This is a genomic window from Haloechinothrix halophila YIM 93223, from assembly GCF_000504245.1.
In the GTDB taxonomy this organism is placed as follows: domain Bacteria; phylum Actinomycetota; class Actinomycetes; order Mycobacteriales; family Pseudonocardiaceae; genus Haloechinothrix_A; species Haloechinothrix_A halophila.
The window spans coordinates 1630011-1646867 of sequence record NZ_KI632509.1 but is presented as its reverse complement, the minus strand read 5'-3'; the positions used below and the strand labels follow the sequence as shown (position 1 = coordinate 1646867).

The following is a 16857-nucleotide window of genomic DNA, read 5'->3' as shown; positions in this document are numbered from 1 at the left end:
CGGGTTACCGAGCGGGGTTGAACGCGCCCTTGGCCGCGGACGGCGCCGGGTACGCGCGGAGGCCGTCCTTGGGCGATGGCGGAACCGGTGGCTCGAACGACTTCACCGTGAACGGCAAGCCCTTCTCGTGGCCGATCGGGAACGTCGTCGGCATCGTCTTGCTCGCCGCCGCATAGGCGCTGGCGACAGCGGCCGTCGACGCACCGACAGCGAACTCGCCCGCACCGCCGATACGCTCGCCTTCCGGCGGGATCACGATGATGTTCACCTCAGGCGGCGCGTTCCAGTGCCGGGTGTAGCGGTAGTCGTCCCAGCTCGCTTCCTGGAAGTTCCCATCCCGCAGGTGCAGGCTCCCGGTGAACACGTGCGAGATCCCGGTCATGATCCCGCCTTCCAGTTGCGCCCGCAGGCCAAGCGGGTTGATCGGCAGGCCGACGTCGACCGCCATAGTCACCCTGGTCACGCGCGGCCCGGTGGTCGCGCCCCGGATCTGACGGTTGGCGGTCCGCGGCCGGGCGTCAACCTCGGCGAGCACCGCCATGACGCCCTTGTACTCCTCGTGCACGGCTACGCCTTGCGCGACACCCTTCGGCAGCTCGCGGCCCCATTCGCCCGCATCGCGAACCTTCTCCAGCACCCGCTTGGCACGTCCCTCCTCAAGGTGCGCCAGGCGGAACTCCAGCCGGTCCTTGCCCAGCTTCGCCGCGAGGCGGTCGACCATCAGCTCTTGCGCGGGCCGGACGTCCGCGTTGTTCAGGTTGCGCACGCTGCCGGTGGCGAATTTGTCGAAGGCGAAGATCTCGTTGTAGCCAAGGACGATGCCGCCGAAGTCATACGGCACGTTGACGGTGAGGTAGAAAACGCTCTGCGACACCGAGAGCTCGTTCGAGAACGGCAGCCGCGCCGCGTTCGACGTCAGCATCTCGCCGAACACCTCGGTGTAGTCGGTGGAAACGCCGGTGTGCCGCTGCTCGAAGCTGACCACCTTGCCGAGGCTCTTGCTGTAGGTCGCGCGGATCCGGGAGGTGCACATCGGGTGTGCCCGACCCGCCCTGCACTCGTCCGCGCGGTGCCACATCAGGCGCACCGGCTTACCGGTCTGCTTCGAGACCCGCACCGCCTCGAGCGGCGCTTCGTTGAACAGCCGCCGCCCGAAGCCACCACCGCCGCGCATGACGTGCACGGTGACCTTGCCGACCGGCAGCCCCAGCTCCTCCGCGACTTGCTGCTGGGTCCAGATCGGGACCTGCGTCGGAGTCCAGACCTCGGCACTGTCCTCGCGGACATCGGCGACCGCGACGTTGGGCTCCATCGCGGCGTTGCTCCGCCAGTAGAAGACGAACTCCTCCTCGATGGCCTCGGTGGGACCGACGTTGCCCAGCGGCTCCGTCACGAGCGGGACCTCGCCCGCCGCCTGGTCCAGCGGCGTCGGTGATGGCGCGTTGAACGGCGCCTGCGCGTCGCGGATCTGCCGCAGGATCGACTCGTCCGACTCGCCGTCGACTGATCCGGGGCCCCAGGTGATGTCCAGCGCCCGGATAGCCTCGATGCAGTGGCCGAACGTGCGTGCGCGCACCGCGACACCGGACGGGCTGGGGCCAGTACGCGGAGAAGCATCGGTCGAGATCGTGACGACATCGGAGACGCCGGGCATGTTCTTGACCTGATCGAGGTTGTTGACCGACTCCACCGTGCCCTTGATCGTCGGCGGCCGGGCGATCATGGTGGGCAAGGCCTCGGGGAAGTCGATATCGGTCGTGTACGTCTTCTGCCCGGTGACAGCGGCGACGATGTCATCGCGGCGCTGTTCGGTGCCGATGACCGTGTATTCCTCCCGTGGCTTCAGCTGTGTCAGCGCCTCGCGGGTCTCGGTGCTTGCCGCTTCGGCGGCCAACTCGGCGAACGGGATGCTCGAACCGGCCTTCGAGATCACCCGGCCCGCGCGGGTACGCAGGTTGGTGGCCTCGTCGCCGAGCTTGATCGCCGCGGCCTCGAGCAGCCTGCCCCGCGCCAGCGCCGCGGCCACCCGAATCGGGGTGTACATGGTGATGGCCGTGTTCGATCCCTGGGTCTGCTGATTGAACAGCAGCTCAGGGCGAGCGTCGGCGGGCTCGACCTTGACGTCCTCGACAGGGATGTCCATCTCCTCGGCGATGAGCATCGCCGCCATGGTTGTCACGCCCTGGCCGTTCTCGGAGCGCGGCATGGCGAACGACACGGTGCCGTCCTCGTTGACGACCACGGTGATCAAGTTGGCCGTCGGCCGCGTGGAGTCCAGCAGCAGGTCGCTGAGGTCGTAGACCTCCTGCACCTCGGGCAATACCGACGGCAGCCCAGCTTCGGCCACGGCTGGCTCCGGATCGAAGCCCGCCTCGCCCAGTTTCACGCCGACCGCCAGCGTCGGCGCGGCGATCAGATAGCCGAGAAAGCGACGACGACCCATGTCGCCGGTTTTTGGCCGACCCGGCTCCCCAGAACGGTGTTGACCTGCCATCGAACTTCCTTTCACAACGACGTCACGAGCGAGCCGTCGGACGCGGACTGCCGAAACGCTATCCGCTGAGCCGCGCATTTGTGGCACTACAAAATGAGCACTTTCGAGTGAAGTACTGCCGGTAATTGGGCGTTCAACCGATTTATGGGCGTTTATGGCCCCATGCGTGACGCAGCGGAACCGAGCAGGTTCACGTGACCGGGGCCGCAACTCTCCCGTGTCTTACGCCTGGAAGTCGGCTGCGGTGATGCCTTCCGCATGACCGGCTGGCCACTGGACAAGCTCGATGCGGTTGCCGTCCGGGTCGGTGAGCCACGTCGTCAGGAAGTCCGCCGAGCCATCAGGGGATGTCGGCGCGTCGACGTCAATGCCCTGGTCCGCGAGCTGCGCGATGGTGGCAGCCATCGATGCCACGCTGATGACGAAGTGACTGAGGGCGTTGCCGCTATCGACGCCAGTCGTGCTCGGGTCATGGACGAGTTCCACGGCGACGAACTCGTCATCGGGGAGCTTGAGCATGGTCAGGTGCCCGAGCGGCGTATCGGGAACGGTGCCGACCACCTCGTAGCGCACGGCGGTGTAGAACGCAATCGACCGCTCGAGATCGGCCACACGCAAGCTGAGATGCAACGTCCTCATCGACTCCCCTGCTGTGTCTCGACGTCATTCGGCGTAGGGCGGCGGACCCGCGGGACGGTAGTCGTAGTACGCGATTCCGCCGTCCAGGATGGCGTGGTCGACGAGGTCAAGTGCGACGTCAGGCATCCCAGCCAAAGCCGGCTCCCGCCCGGATTCGCCGACAAGCAGTGGGAAGACAACGAGCCGGAGACGATCGACCAGGCCAGCCGCGAGCAGTTGCCGTGCGAGGGACAGGCTGCCAACGGTGCGCAGATTCTCCGCGCCGTCCTGTTTGAGCTTTTCCACCTCATCCGACACATCGTTAGCGCAGACACTGGCCCCCGGCCATGCCACCGATCGCAGCGTTCTGGAGAACACGATCGTCGGCGTGGCGGCCATGCGGTGCCAGCCGTCGTCGCGCGCTTCCTCCGGAAGACTGTCGAGCATCGTGTAAGTGCGCCGTCCCATCACCAGGCGCTGCGGCCGGTTCAGCTGCTCGCTGATCCACGACTCCAGGTCGGGTCCGCCGAAACCGAAGTAACCCGGCGACCGCGACCCACGTGCGTACCCGTCCGCGCTGACGAACACATCAACAATGAGCTCCCCCATTGGCACATCTCCCCGTGATCGAAACTCTCGTGTGGCTGCCACGATCACGGTAGCCAAGCCCACCGACATTCGGTACGGACCGCATCCACGCTCCGCCCGTGATCACCGCTTTCCCAGCAGCGCGCTGACAGCGCTCGCCACCGCACGATCGGTCCGCGCGCGGTCAGCGCCGGTCGCGGTGACGACGAAGTCGCCGAACGCGAGCCAGCCAAGCATCAGCGACGCGGTGACGGCCGCACTGACCCGCGCCTGCTCGTCACCGGCCTTGCGCAGCAGGTCCACGAACAACTGGGTAGTCGGTGCGGCACCTTGTTCGGCCAGCGTCGGGTCGTGCAGCGCCACATGCGCGAGCGAGCGCCAGTAAGTCGGGTAGTTCGCGAACACCGACATCAGCTCAGCAACGTCGGTATCCCGCGCGACGTGGCCAGCCAGGTCTTCCGCGACGGTGTCCGCCTGGACGCGCAGCGCCTGCCGGACGATCTCCTCCTTGGTGCCGAAATGCCGATGCGCCAGCGCGTGGTTGACTCCCGCGCGCTCGGCGATCCGCCGCACGGTGATGTCCTGCGGCCCCGACTCAGCCAGCAGCTCCGTCGCGGCTGCCAGCACGGCGGCCATGACCTCGTCTCGGCCCTGTGGACGTCGCATTGACCCACTATAACCACGCGGTTACACTCATCTGACTTGTAACCAGTGGGTTACACAGGAGGGGTCATGACGAGAACGCTGATCACACGGGTGGTCGCGCTGTGCGCGACGGTCGCGATCGCGGCCGCGGGCGTGCCCGCGGCATCGGCGCACACCTGGGTGCCGATCCCGCCAGGACCCGCCGACCTGTTCGTGCCCCGGTTCGAGGGCGCCCCGGCCGTGGCCAATCCCGTGGCGTCGCGGCCGATTCCCGAGCATCCGTACCTCGCGGACAACGGGTCGAACAGCATGCACAACGACGCCTACGCCTCCGACGCGTACGCCCACAGCGGCCCGCTCGGCGAGGACCCGCGAATCAACTCCGCGACGTACGGCATCGAAGAGTGCGCCACGATGGCCTTCGACCGCGCGGGCCGCATCGTCGCGCTGTGCGGCGGGCTGGAGGGGTCGCGGCTGATGCTGCTTGACCCGGAGAGTCTGGCCGTGCTCGGCGCACACCCGCTGCCGCCGCGCCAGCTGAACCCGGAGAAGAGCCCGCTCGAGGACATCTGCGCCGGGGCGTACTTCTACCTCGACCACCGCGACCGGGCGGTGATCGCGACGACGAACGCCCAGATCTGGGTGGTCGGCCAGCAGGACGGCCCACCAGGGTTCGCCCTCGAACGCACCTACGACCTCGGCGAGCACATTCCTGACGGCGACTGCCTTGTCGCGCAGCTTCCCGACTGGAGCGGCCACATCTGGTTCGTCACGCAGGGCGGCGGAGTCGGCACCGTCGACCCGGAATCCGGCGATGTGCGGTCGATCCGCCTGTCCGGCGAGCAGATCGTGAACTCCTTCGCCGTCGACGAGACCGGCGGCGTCTTCATCGTCAGCACCCACGCGTTGTACCGGTTCGACCGAGGGCCGGACGGCGAGCCGCGCGTGACGTGGCGCGAGGAGTACGACCGCGGGTCAAGGCACAAGCCTGGCCAGTTGTCGCAGGGCTCCGGCACGACGCCGACGCTGGTGGGCGACGACCTCGTGGTCATCACCGACAACGCCGACCCGAGGATGCACGTGATCGCCTACCATCGGACGGCGAAGGACCGGCCACGGCGGCGAGTGTGCGCGGTACCGGTGTTCGAGGAAGGGACGAGCGCCACGGAGAACAGCATCGTCGCGGCAGGCCGGTCGGTCATCGTGGAGAACAACTACGGCTACACGAGTCCGCTGTCGACAATGTTCGGTGGAAGCACGGCGCCAGGCATCGCACGTGTGGAGTTCTCCCGGTCAGGGTGTGCGACGCGGTGGACGTCCGATGAGATCGCGCCGACCAACGTGCCGAAGGCGTCGCTGGCGAACGGCCTGCTCTACGTCTACACCAAACCGGAAGGCGTGCGGGCGGACCCGTGGTACTTCACCGCCATCGACATCCACACTGGACGGACCGTTTGGAAGCGGCTGGGCGGCACCGGTCTGTTGTGGAACAACCACTACGCCTCGATCTATCTCGGACCAGACGGAGCCGCGTATCTCGCTACCTTGGCCGGAGTCATGCGCGTGACCGACAGCGACTCGTCGTGATGGGGACGTATGTGGTGACCGGGTCGGCATCCGGGATCGGTGCCGCGACGGCGTCCCGGCTGCGCGAAGACGGTCACCGGGTGATCGGTGTCGACCGCAACCCGGCTGACGTGACGATCGATCTGTCCACAATGGCTGGACGTAGCGCCGCCCTTGAGCAGATCGTCGCCCTGGCCCCGGATGGGCTCGCCGGTGTGGTGCCATGCGCTGGGATCGGCGGGTTCACCGACACCGATCCGGCCGACGTCGTGTCGCTGAACTACTTCGGCGCCGTCGAGTTGTGCTGCGCATTGCGGCCGCTATTGGCGGGCCCGGCCGCCGTGGTACTGCTGAGCTCGAACTCGGTTACCTGCCAGCCCGGCTGGGCTCGCGAGGTCGCTGACCTATGCCTGGCAGGAGACGAACCGAAAACCCGCGAGGCCGCCGCCGCGCACGACGCCGTGCACGTGTATCCCGCGACAAAGGCAGCGCTGGCCTGGTGGGCGCGTCGTGAAGGCGTCAAGCCCGCGTGGATCGGCGCTGGAATCCGGGTCAACGCCGTCGCGCCAGGCCTCGTCGACACCGCGATGACGAAGCAGCTGCGCGGCGATCCGAGGCTCGGCCAGTTCGCCGACGCCTACCCGTCCGCGATCGACCGCCCAGGACGGCCGGAGGAGGTGGCCGAGGCCATCACGTTCCTGCTATCCGAACGCGCACGGCTGATCGTCGGCACGACACTGACCGTGGACGGCGGCACCGAGGCGATGCTGTTCCCGACAGGGACGTAAGGCGTCGGCGTCAGCCTGCCGTATCGTTGACCTGCTTGGCGTAGCTGACGATACGAGAGACGAGAGCCTCCGCGTCCCTGTCCGACATGCCGTACGCGGCGAACGCCGAGTGCGGCAAACGCTGCACAGCCTGCAGTGCGTCTGCGAACATGTCCCTGCGGAATCCCGGATCATGGTCGACGGCGAGCCGTGGTGAAGAGGTCGACGTCCTCGGAGCGACGGTTGATCAGCCCGTGGGCCTGAACGGCGTACCCGCCAGCCAGGCAGAAGCCGTACCGGCCTATCGCGCTGAGCCCGACGCGTGCCAGGCGCTCATGCAGCGGGTCCATCGGCGTTCAGGAGACGTCCGCTAGCTCGGGGAAGCCCTGTTCCCAGAGGTCCCGCACGCGCTGTGGCAAGAACAGCTGCCGCCACACCGCGCGCAGCATCGGCCCGTTGAGGTAGCGACGCAGGTCCTGAACGTCCATGGCTTCCCGGAGAACCCGCTCGTACATGAGGTTCAGCTCGCGGGGTTCGTCCAGGTTGTAGGTGCCCTGCTCGGACCAGTCCAGGCGCAACGGCAGCTCGACCAGACCGACCGTCGGCCCCACCAGCTCGTCGAGGCTGTCCGCCACGACGTAGGGCCGACGCTCGCTGTAGAGCACCCGTTCCTCTGCCATACACCCAGTATGACCGATCACCGGTTGCGCAGCGCATCGGCGTCGGCCTCAGCAGTACTTGTAGCCCGGACCCGAACTGCCCCAGGAGCACCTGTCGACCAGCGTGCCGTTCTTCCTGCGCAGCTTGGCTGTGTCGCCGCTGGTGTGCCACCGCGGACCAGGCGCTCACGGTTGTTCGAAATGCTTGGCGCGCCACCAAATTGGTCGGCCGTCACGCCCGCAACAGTTCCCGTCCCTTGTCTCGCGCGGCTTTGCCGGTCGTCGTCCGGGGCAGCGCGTCGACGAACCGGATCACGCGCGGGTACTTGTACGGCGCGGTGACCGCGCGGACGTGCCGCTGCAACACCGCCGCCAGATCCTCCGGAGGGTCGCTGTCGACCACGACCAACGCGGCAACGACCTCACCCCGCTGCGCGTCCGGTATCCCCGCCACCAGGCAGTCCCGCACCGCGCCGTGGCCGCGCAACGCCGTCTCCACCTCGACAGGGTCAATGCGGTAACCGGACGACAGGATCACGTCGTCCGCGCGCGACGTGAAGAACAGCCAGCCGTCGTCGTCCTGCTCGAACAGGTCGCCGGTCGGCCACCACCTGCCGTCAACCAAGTCCGTGTCTGGCACCAGCGACAGCGTGGGCAGCGTCGCCGCATCCACCTGCAGCTCGCCATCGTGCAGGCGCGTGCCTACCCCGGGCAGCGGCAGTCCCGCCGATCCTTGCGGCGCGTCGGAACCGGGCGGTGATCCCGCGATGTGTCCGGTCTCGGTCTGTCCGTAGCCGTCCGCGATGGTCAGCCCGGTCGCGGCACGCCACTGGGCGATCGTCTCCTTGTCCAGCGGCTCCCCCGCCGCGACCAACCTCCGCAGCGACGGCAGCGCGGGCGGTTCCCCGGCCGCCAGCAGCATCCGCCACTCGGTCGGCGACATGCACAGCACGGTCACGCCCTCGGCGCGTACCGTCGCCAACCGCTGCTCGACGTCAAACCGCGCCTCGGACAGCACCGCGACTGCGCCCATCAGCCACGGCGCGAGGAACGCGTTGCGGGTGGATTTCGACCAGCCGGGCGCAGCGGTGCTCCACACGATGTCGCCGGGACGGGCGCCCAGCCAGTGCTCGGCCTGCAGGCGCTGCCCCCAGACGTACCGTTGGCCGTGCCACACCGGCTTGGGCGTTCCCGTGGAACCGGACGTGAACAGCAGGAACGCTGGGTCGTCGTCCGGCAGGTCCTGGGCAGGTGGCACGTCCGCGGCGCCAGGTTCGATGTCCCATGCGGACAGCGGCAGCACGCTGCCGTCGAGCCCCGCTTCGGCGAGGACGTCGAGGTGCCGGTCGCCGGCGACCACCAGTCGCGGCTCGGCGGTCCGCGCGCGGGTACGCAGGTCGTCGGCGCGCAGCATCGGACTGCACGGCGCCATCACCGCACCAAGCCGCAGGCACGCCAGCATGGTCAGCACCCACTCGTTGCGCGACCCGCACAGCGTGTAGACGACGTCGCCGCGACCCACGCCAAGCTCGGCGAACCTGGCGGCTGTGGCACGAGCGCCGTCGGCCAGCTCACCGAATGTCCACACCCGGCGATTCCGCGCGGCGTCGATGGTGATCAACGCGGTCTGGTCCGGCGAAGCGCGCTCGACCAGGTCCCGTGTCACGTTCGCCATCGGTCATCCACCTCGCCGTTCTCCAGCGGCCGCCGCACCGTGAGCACCCGCGTGGCATCCGGCAGCGAGGCTAACCCATGGCACCCCGGTGCGCGGCCCGGCCAAGCCGCGACGACTCCAGCCGACCGGCATGCCGAGCGTCGCGGATTAGTCGCACACCTTCCGCCGGACGTGTTCCGGTTGGTTGCCTGGGCAGTGATCAGTTTCGGCTTCCGTCGTCGTGGGCGGCGGCGTAGTCGTCGTTGTCGTCGCGGGCCGTGCTGGCTCAGCATCGGTCGTTGTTGGCGGCGAGGCGCCGGTGTCCGACCGCGTCGCGGACTTCGCCGTCTCCTGCGACGTGCTCGTCGTGGCGGGCGCGCTGGTCGTCGGGACCTCGCTGGTGACCGCTCGTGTCGAGGTGAATGACGTCGTGGCGTCGCCAGGCGGCGCGTCATCGACATCCGAACCGCCAGTGAGTAGCAAGACAGCGGCCGTGACCAGCGCCGACATCGTCAGCCCACCGGCCAACGGCCCGAGTACCGCTAACCCACCAATCGAGCCCCTCGCGCGGTGCCGACCGGCCGACCGCGAACCTGACAACCTCACCCGCACCCTCTTCTCGCGCCGGCTTCGACGGCACGGCGGACCCCGCATCGCATGCTAGTTGTTACCGCCCGAGCAACCACAAGACAGCCAAACGGCCTAATCGGTAACACCCGGCCGCACTGGTGTCTAGGTGATCAACTTTCCGTCGGCGGCAGCTGCCTCACCCGGCCGCCGCCGCGATCCACGGCATCGGGTCGGCCACGACGGCGCGCAGGGACGTCGCCGCCCCGCCGGTCAGCGCGGCATGGTTCGCCACCGGCGCCGGGGCGACGTCGACCGGCGCCCATGGCGCGCCCAGCACCCTGGTCCGCAGCTGCTCGGTGATCGTCGGCCGCAGTAACGGCACCAGACCGGTGTAGACACCGCCGAGCAGCACCGTGTCGATGTCCAGGAGGTTCACCGCGTCCGCCATGGCCTGCCCCAGCGCGGCCCCTGCCGTGGTCACGGCGGCACGGGCAGCGTCGTCGGCGGCGCTGAGCCGGTCGACAAGGACGTCGTCGGCGACGTCTATGCCAAGGCCGACGTCGGTGACCAGCACTTCCTTCCCGGCGTAACGCTCGAGGCAGCCGGTCGCGCCGCAGCCGCACCGCGGCCCCGCCGGGTCGATGGTGATGTGGCCCAGCTCGCCGCTCCAGCCGCGCCTGCCACCGAACAGCTCACCGTCGATGACGATCGCCGCGCCGATGCCGACATCGCCGGAGACGTACAGGAACGTGCGGCTCGCCCGCTCCGTGACCGGGCACCCCCACAGCTGCGCCAGCGCGGCGAGCTTCGCCTCGTTGCCGACCGTCGCAGGCAGCCCAGCCGGGAGCCCGAGCAGTGGCAGCGGTTCGACGTCCGACCAGCCAAGGTTCGGCGCGATCCGCAGCAGGTTCGTGCGAGTGTCCACCAGACCTGGCAGCGCGAGGTGCGCACCAGCGATCCGCATCCCGCGCGACTCCACCCGCGCGATGAGGTCGCGGGCGAGGTGTCCCAGGCGTCGCAGCGTGGCCGTGGCTGAGCTACCGCGCAGGGTCCCGGCGATGACGAACTCGTCGACGATCGCGCCGGTCAGGTCGACCACCCGGCCACCGAGGTAGTCGACGTTGACTTCAAGCCCGAGGCCGACGACCGTGCGCGCGGCGGGCGCCAGCGGCACGGCGGGGCGTCCCGGGCCCGACGCCACCGCTGGCAGTTCCGTGAGCAGCCCGGCCTCGACCAGCTGGTCCACCAGCGTTGACACCGTCGCCCGCGTCATGCCGGTGCACGCGGCGAGGTCCGCCCTTGACAACGGGTCAGGGGCGTCGATCACGGCGCGCGCGATGGTCGCGAGGTTGCGCTCGCGCAGCGACGCCTGGCGGGCGGGTCCGGTACTGGTCACGTCTTGACCCTAGCGGCATCGGTGAATAAGTTCAGTGGATATACAAACTACGGAGGAGGTCCCTGTGCCCGGTGAACAGATCCCGTTCTCGTTCGGCCTCTGGACGGTCGGCTGGCAGGCGCAGGACCCGTTCGGGGCGGCCACCCGCCCGGTGCTGGACCCGTCCTACGCGGTGCACCGGCTCGCCGAACTCGGTGCGTGGGGCTTCACGTTCCACGACGACGACGTCGTCCCGTTCGGGGCGGACGACGACACCCGCGACCGAGCGCTCGCCGCCGTGCGCAAGGCGGCCGATGAGACCGGGCTGGTCATCGAGATGCTCACCACGAACCTGTTCGCCCATCCCGTGTTCAAGGACGGCGCACTGACGTCGAACGACCGCTCGGTGCGACGGTTCGCGCTACGCAAGGTGCTGCGCAACGCCGACCTGGCCGCCGAGGTCGGCGCGCGCACGTTCGTGATGTGGGGTGGCCGTGAGGGCACCGAGTACGACGGCGCGAAGGATCTGCACGCCGCGCACGAGCGCTACGCGGAGGGCATCGACACCGTCGCCGCCCACATCAAACAGCAGGGCTACGACCTGCGCATCGCGCTGGAACCGAAGCCGAACGAGCCGCGCGGCGACTTGCTGCTGCCGACCATCGGGCACGCGCTTGGCCTGATCGCCCGGCTCGACAACGGTGACATCGTCGGCCTCAACCCCGAGGTCGGCCACGAGCAGATGGCTGGCCTGAACTTCACCCACGGCATCGCGCAGGCGCTGTGGGCTGGCAAGCTGTTCCACCTCGACCTCAACGGCCAGCGCTCCATCAAGTACGACCAGGATCTCGTGTTCGGCCATGGCGACCTGCTGTCCGCGTTCTTCACCGTCGATCTACTGGAACACGGCTTCCCTGCTGGCGGCCCGCGCTACCAGGGTGCGCGGCACTTCGACTACAAGCCGTCGCGCACCGAGACCGAGCGGGGCGTGTGGGAGTCCGCACAGGCCAATATGGACACCTATCGCAAGCTCGCCGACCGTAGCGCGGCATACCGGGCCGACCCCCGCGTGCGGGACGCGATGCGGCGCGCGGGCGTGTTCGAGCTGGCCGAGCCGACCCTCGGCGCGGACGAGTCGATCACTGACCTGTTGGCCGATCACTCGGCGTTCGAGGACTTCGATGCCGACGCCGCCGCCGAGCGGGACTACGGCTTCGTTCAGCTCAACCAGCTCGCCGTCGAGCACCTCGTCGGAGTGTCATGACCCTAGTCGCTGGCGTGGACTCCTCAACGCAGTCCTGCACCATCGTCGTCCGTGACGCCGACACCGGGCGGCTCGTCCGCTCAGGGAGCGCGAAGCATCCGGACGGCACCGAGGTCGATCCAGCCGCGTGGTGGGACGCCTTCCGCGACGCCGCCGAGTCTGCCGGTGGGCTGGCCGACGTCGCGGCGATCTCGGTGGCTGGACAGCAGCACGGCATGGTGGCACTCGACGTCGACGGCGCGGTGGTGCGGCCAGCGCTGTTGTGGAACGACACGCGGTCCGCGACGGCCGCGACGGATCTGATCCGCGACCTCGGTGGTCAGCGGGCGTGGGCCGAGGCGGTGGGCTCGGTGCCGGTCGCGTCCTTCACCGCGAGCAAGCTGCGCTGGCTGCGCGACCACGAGCCGGACAACGCCGCGCGGGTGGCCGCCGTCGCGCTCCCGCACGACTGGCTGTCCTGGCGCATCGCGGGGCACGGTCCCGACGGCGGGTCCACCCTGGACGCGCTGGTCACCGACCGCTCCGAGGCGTCAGGCACCGGCTACTGGTCACCGCGCGACGGGGACTACCGGCAGGACCTGCTCGACCTCGCCCTTGGCCGTGAGGTCCGGCTGCCCCGTGTGCTTGACCCCGCCGAGTCGGTGCTCGCGCGCGGCTCCGACGTGCTGGCCGACGGCGCGTTCGTCGGCGCGGGAGCAGGGGACAACGCCGCCGCCGCGCTCGCGTTGGATATGCGCCCCGGCGACGTCGCGGTGTCGATCGGCACGTCCGGTGTGGTGTCGGCCGTCAGCGCGGCTCCGACCGCCGACCCGTCCGGCAAGGTCGCCGGGTTCGCGGACGCGACCGGCGCCTACCTGCCGCTGGCCTGCACCTTGAACGCCAGCCGGGTGCTGGACGCCGCCTGCCGGCTGCTCGGCGTCGACCACGACCGGTTATCGGATCTCGCGCTGGCCGCGCCGCCCGGTGCGGACGGGCTCACGCTGGTCCCGTACCTCGACGGTGAGCGGACACCGAACCGGCCGGACGCCACCGGCACCCTGCACGGACTGCAGCTCGCCACGACCACCCCGGAGCATCTCGCGCGGGCCGCCGTGGAGGGCATGCTCTGCGGGCTGGCCGACGCGCTGGACGCGCTGCGCGCCCACGACGTCCCGGTCACCCGGCTGCTGCTGATCGGCGGCGGCGCACGATCCGAGGCGGTGCGGCGGATCGCGCCGCAGGTGTTCGGCATGCCGGTCGAGGTACCGGAGTCCGGCGAGTACGTCGCCGACGGCGCGGCGCGCCAGGCCGCCTGGGCGTTGTCCGGCGCGGCGGAACCGCCCGCCTGGGAGTCGGCCACGGCGCCTGCCGTACACGACGTTCCCGCCGAGCCGCACATCCGCGAGCGCTACGCCGAGGTTCGCGACCTCGCGCCGTGAGGCGGGCGAGGTCTCACGGCGCAGCGTCGCGCCGTACCCATGCGAGCGTGACGACGGTGCGCCCCTCCCCGGAGTTGATCACCGACCCTGCCCGTAGGCCCAAATCGCGTCCGTTATGTCCGGTCATGATGGACCTACGAGCAGGGTCCCTGATCAACAAGTGAACCGGACGAGCTGAGCCCAGTAGCGGTGTCAGCGTGGCATCGCGGCTCACTCCACCGCGTCGGAGCCGTTCTTCGGCGCGATGCCGCTGTCCGGCACGAGGTCCCAGCCTTCCAGCGCCGCCCGCACCTGCTCGGCGGCGTCGATGTTGAGCGGCCCCGACGTCCACAGCGCGTACGGCAGGTTGAGGAACCGCTCCTCGCGCACCGCTTCCAGGTCCTTGGTCGCCGCGTGCTCCCGCAGGATCCGCACCTTCTCCTCGAACGTCTGTGGCGGGTAGTCGACGAACAGGATGGCGTCCGGCTCCGCCGAGGCGAGCCGCTCCCAGGACACCTCGGTCCAGGTGTCCTTGAGGTCTTCCAGCGCGTTGCGCCCGCCACCCGCGGTGATGATCGCCTGCGGTGCGCCGAGGTTGCCGCTGGAGTAGATGGTCTTGTCGCCGCTGTCGAACAGGAAGATCGTCGGCGGCTCCTCGGGCTCCGGCGCGTCCTCCAGCGCCGTCAGCCGCTCATCGAGGTCAGCAACGACCTCGTCAGCCCGGTCCTGCCTGCCGGTGATCTGGCCGAGGTTGCGCAGGTCGGTGCGCAACGCCGTCCACGGGTCGACGATGCCGCGCGCCGAGCCCGCGCCCTGGCGGCAGCTCTCGGTCAGCGTGTACGCGTCGATGTCGTGCTGCGCGAGCGACGCCGGGGTGAGCTTCTTCGTCTCGTCGTAGCCGTAGTTCCAGCCCGCGACGACGACGTCTGGCCGCTGCGCCAGCACGGTTTCCCTGCTCGGGTAGGTCTTCGCGACGTCGTTGAGCCCGTCGACCGCGTCACCGTAGTGCTTGCGCAGCACCGGCGCGTCGCGCTGCACGCTGCTCACGGCCGCCACCTGGTCCTGGGCGCCGAGCGCGAGCACCATCGAGATCATGTTGCCGTCGTTGACGAACAACCGCTCGGCTGGCGACGGGAACGACACCTCCTCGCCGCAGTTGGTCACGGTCACGTCGCCACCAGAAGCCGTGTCCGACTCCGCGGTGGAGCAGGCGGACAGCACCGCGGCAGCGGCGAGTGCGGGGGCGAGGATGCGAGCAGGTCTCACGGGTGAGGCTCCGTTTCGTCGGGGGAGAACAACAGATGGGTGCGCCCGGTCAGGGGGTGAGTGACCGGGGTGGCGAGCACGCCGAACGCGTCGTGGATGACGGTCGGCGTCAGCGCGTCCGCCGGGGTGCCGATGGTCAGCAGGGTGCCGTCGTGCAGCACCGCGATGCGGTCGCAGAAGGTGGCCGCGAGGTCGAGGTCGTGCATCGCGACGACGACGGTCTTGCCCAGCCCGCGCACGGTGCGGAGCAGGCCAAGCTGATGGCGCAGGTCGAGATGGTTGGTGGGTTCGTCGAGCAGCATCAACGGCGTCTGCTGCGCCAGTCCCCGCGCGAGCAGGGCGCGGCGTCGTTCGCCGCCGGAGAGCTGCTCCACCGGGTGGTCCACGGCGTAGCCGAGGCCGACCTGGTCGAGCGCCGCCAGCACGGCGGCGCGTTCGGTGGCGTCGCCCCCTGCCCACGGCGGTCGGTGCGGGGTGCGGCCGAGCGCCACCATCTCCCCGACGACCAGGTCAGCGGGCAGCGCTTCCTCCTGCCCGACCAGGGTGATCGCCCGCGCGCGACGCCGCGCCGACAGCTGTCCAAGCGGGAGGTCGTCCAGCAGCACCTCGCCCGCGACGGGCTTACGGACCCCGCCGAGCGCGCGCAGCAACGTCGACTTGCCGGAGCCGTTGGCGCCCACCAGCGCCAGCAACTCGCCACGCTGGACCGCGAAGTCGACGTCGCGCAGTACGACCCGCTTGCCGGCGGCGCAGGCGAGGCGAGACACGGTGAGGTGCGTGTCGGTGTCCTGGACCGGCGGGGCTTCCGCCGGTGCGGAACGGGTCAAGGGATTCACTGGTCGGCTCCGAATCGATAGTGCCTGCGGCCCATCAGCACCAGGAACACCGGCGCGCCGATCAGGCCGGTCACGACGCTGAGCGGGATCTCGGTGGGCCGCACCGCGATGCGCGCGGCGATGTCCACCCAGATCAGGAACACCGCTCCCGACAGCGCGGCGACCGGCAGCACGGCCCGGTGGCGCACGCCGACCAGCATCCGGCTGATGTGCGGCAGCACGAGGCCGACGAACCCGATACTGCCCGCGACGGCGACCAGCACGCCCACCAAGGCGGCGAGCACCACGAACAGCCCGCCGCGCAACGCCTTGACCGGCACGCCCAACGCGGCGGCGGTGTCCGGGCTCGTGGCGAGCGCGTCCAGCCAGCCGCTACCCGCGACGAGTACCCCGCCGATGACGACGACCGCGCCCGCGACCAGCGGCAGTTGGTTCCATGCCGCGCCGGAGAGGCTGCCGAGCAACCAGAACAGCACCGACTGCGCGGCCTGCGGGTTATCGCTGCGGAAGACGAGGAAACTGGCGATCGCGGAGAACGCGGCGGAGAGCACCGTCCCGATCAGCACCAGCCGCAGCGGGGTGAGGCCACCCTGGGCCATGGCGACGCCGAACACCAGCAGCGCCGCGATCAGCGCGCCGAGCAGCGCACCGATGGACAGCGCCCACAGCCCCGCGGCAGCCAGCACGCCGAACGTGATCACCGCGGTCGCGCCGACGCTGGCACCGGCCGACACGCCGAGCAGGTACGGGTCGGCCAGCGGGTTACGCACCAGCGTCTGGATGCCGACCCCGGCGACCGCGAGACCAGCACCGACGACGATCGCGAGCAGCGTCCGGGGAACCCGGATCTCCCACACGATGATGTCGAACGTGGCATCGCCCGTGACACCGGTCAGCCGGTTGGCCAGCGCGTCGATGACGACGGACCAGGCCAGCGGCTCCGCGCCGAATCCGACCGAGGCTATGGCGCTGCCAGCGAGCAGCACCAGCAGCACGGGGACGACGAACGGCGCTGGCAGCCGTCGCGCGGACTTGCGCTGCGGGACGTCCTCAAACGTGTGCACGGCTGGTCCCGTCGTGCACCGGCGGCACGGCAGGCGAACAGCAGGGTGGATCGGCGGTGACCCCGCCGCGGTAACAGTCCATGTGACATGACCT

17 protein-coding genes are annotated in these 16857 nt (G+C 69.7%); 4 read left to right on the top strand and 13 right to left on the bottom strand.

Annotated elements, in window-relative coordinates; translation table 11 throughout:
- Positions 1-4: 4 nt before the first annotated feature.
- From AMYHA_RS07605 to AMYHA_RS07590, 4 genes are all read right to left on the bottom strand, one after another.
- A complete protein-coding gene (locus AMYHA_RS07605) occupies positions 5-2443 on the bottom strand; it encodes a molybdopterin cofactor-binding domain-containing protein (protein ID WP_231104652.1) in 2439 nt (812 codons plus the stop codon).
- Positions 2444-2716: 273 nt separating this feature from the next.
- Positions 2717-3133 (bottom strand): VOC family protein, encoded by a 417-nt coding sequence (locus tag AMYHA_RS07600; RefSeq protein WP_034269421.1) that lies wholly within the window; start codon positions 3131-3133, stop codon positions 2717-2719.
- 24 nt (positions 3134-3157) lie between these two features.
- A complete protein-coding gene (locus AMYHA_RS07595) occupies positions 3158-3721 on the bottom strand; it encodes a dihydrofolate reductase family protein (protein ID WP_034269419.1) in 564 nt (187 codons plus the stop codon).
- 102 nt (positions 3722-3823) lie between these two features.
- A complete protein-coding gene (locus tag AMYHA_RS07590) occupies positions 3824-4366 on the bottom strand; it encodes a TetR/AcrR family transcriptional regulator (RefSeq protein ID WP_084036917.1) in 543 nt (180 codons plus the stop codon).
- Between the two features lie 66 nt (positions 4367-4432).
- On the opposite strand from AMYHA_RS07590, the gene AMYHA_RS07585 reads away from it, so the two are divergent.
- A complete protein-coding gene (locus AMYHA_RS07585) occupies positions 4433-5932 on the top strand; it encodes a PQQ-binding-like beta-propeller repeat protein (protein ID WP_034269413.1) in 1500 nt (499 codons plus the stop codon).
- Positions 5932-6699: an SDR family oxidoreductase gene (locus AMYHA_RS07580; protein WP_034269410.1), complete on the top strand. Its 768-nt coding sequence runs from the start codon at positions 5932-5934 to the stop codon at positions 6697-6699. The genes AMYHA_RS07585 and AMYHA_RS07580 overlap by 1 nt, the downstream gene beginning before the upstream one ends.
- 10 nt (positions 6700-6709) lie before the next feature.
- On the opposite strand, the gene AMYHA_RS26900 is transcribed toward AMYHA_RS07580, so the two are convergent.
- The 6 genes from AMYHA_RS26900 to AMYHA_RS07560 all read right to left on the bottom strand — a co-directional run bounded on the left by AMYHA_RS26900 (position 6710) and on the right by AMYHA_RS07560 (position 10957).
- The gene (locus tag AMYHA_RS26900) at positions 6710-6850 is read right to left on the bottom strand and encodes a hypothetical protein (protein ID WP_157361909.1); all 141 of its coding nucleotides are present in this window, start codon (positions 6848-6850) and stop codon (positions 6710-6712) included.
- 19 nt (positions 6851-6869) lie between these two features.
- On the bottom strand, positions 6870-7028 hold the full coding sequence (locus AMYHA_RS26895; RefSeq protein WP_157361907.1) for a hypothetical protein: 159 nt from the start codon (positions 7026-7028) through the stop codon (positions 6870-6872).
- A gap of 6 nt (positions 7029-7034) precedes the next feature.
- Entirely contained in the window at positions 7035-7358 is a 324-nt protein-coding gene (locus tag AMYHA_RS07575; protein WP_051399636.1) for a hypothetical protein, read from the bottom strand.
- Between the two features lie 211 nt (positions 7359-7569).
- Entirely contained in the window at positions 7570-9012 is a 1443-nt protein-coding gene (locus AMYHA_RS07570; RefSeq protein WP_051399635.1) for an acyl-CoA synthetase, read from the bottom strand.
- Positions 9013-9159: 147 nt separating this feature from the next.
- On the bottom strand, positions 9160-9501 hold the full coding sequence (locus AMYHA_RS26890) for a hypothetical protein (protein ID WP_157361906.1): 342 nt from the start codon (positions 9499-9501) through the stop codon (positions 9160-9162).
- 256 nt (positions 9502-9757) lie between these two features.
- Positions 9758-10957 (bottom strand): ROK family transcriptional regulator, encoded by a 1200-nt coding sequence (locus tag AMYHA_RS07560; RefSeq protein WP_034269402.1) that lies wholly within the window; start codon positions 10955-10957, stop codon positions 9758-9760.
- A gap of 64 nt (positions 10958-11021) precedes the next feature.
- Between AMYHA_RS07560 and xylA the strand changes: the two genes are divergently transcribed.
- A complete protein-coding gene (gene xylA, locus AMYHA_RS07555; RefSeq protein WP_157361904.1) occupies positions 11022-12200 on the top strand; it encodes a xylose isomerase in 1179 nt (392 codons plus the stop codon).
- The gene (xylB, locus tag AMYHA_RS07550; protein ID WP_034269400.1) at positions 12197-13618 is read left to right on the top strand and encodes a xylulokinase; all 1422 of its coding nucleotides are present in this window, start codon (positions 12197-12199) and stop codon (positions 13616-13618) included. The genes xylA and xylB overlap by 4 nt, the downstream gene beginning before the upstream one ends.
- Before the next feature lie 210 nt (positions 13619-13828).
- Here the strand turns inward: xylB and AMYHA_RS07545 are convergent, their stop codons facing one another.
- From AMYHA_RS07545 to AMYHA_RS07535, 3 genes are read right to left on the bottom strand one after another with little or no spacing between them, the layout of a single operon-like run.
- Positions 13829-14863: an ABC transporter substrate-binding protein gene (locus AMYHA_RS07545; RefSeq protein WP_034269398.1), complete on the bottom strand. Its 1035-nt coding sequence runs from the start codon at positions 14861-14863 to the stop codon at positions 13829-13831.
- Positions 14860-15699, bottom strand: a complete 840-nt coding sequence (locus AMYHA_RS07540) for an ABC transporter ATP-binding protein (protein ID WP_231104651.1) — start codon at positions 15697-15699, stop codon at positions 14860-14862. Before AMYHA_RS07540 ends, AMYHA_RS07545 begins: the two co-directional genes overlap by 4 nt.
- On the bottom strand, positions 15696-16763 hold the full coding sequence (locus AMYHA_RS07535) for a FecCD family ABC transporter permease (protein ID WP_051399634.1): 1068 nt from the start codon (positions 16761-16763) through the stop codon (positions 15696-15698). The genes AMYHA_RS07540 and AMYHA_RS07535 overlap by 4 nt, the downstream gene beginning before the upstream one ends.
- Positions 16764-16857: the final 94 nt, after the last annotated feature.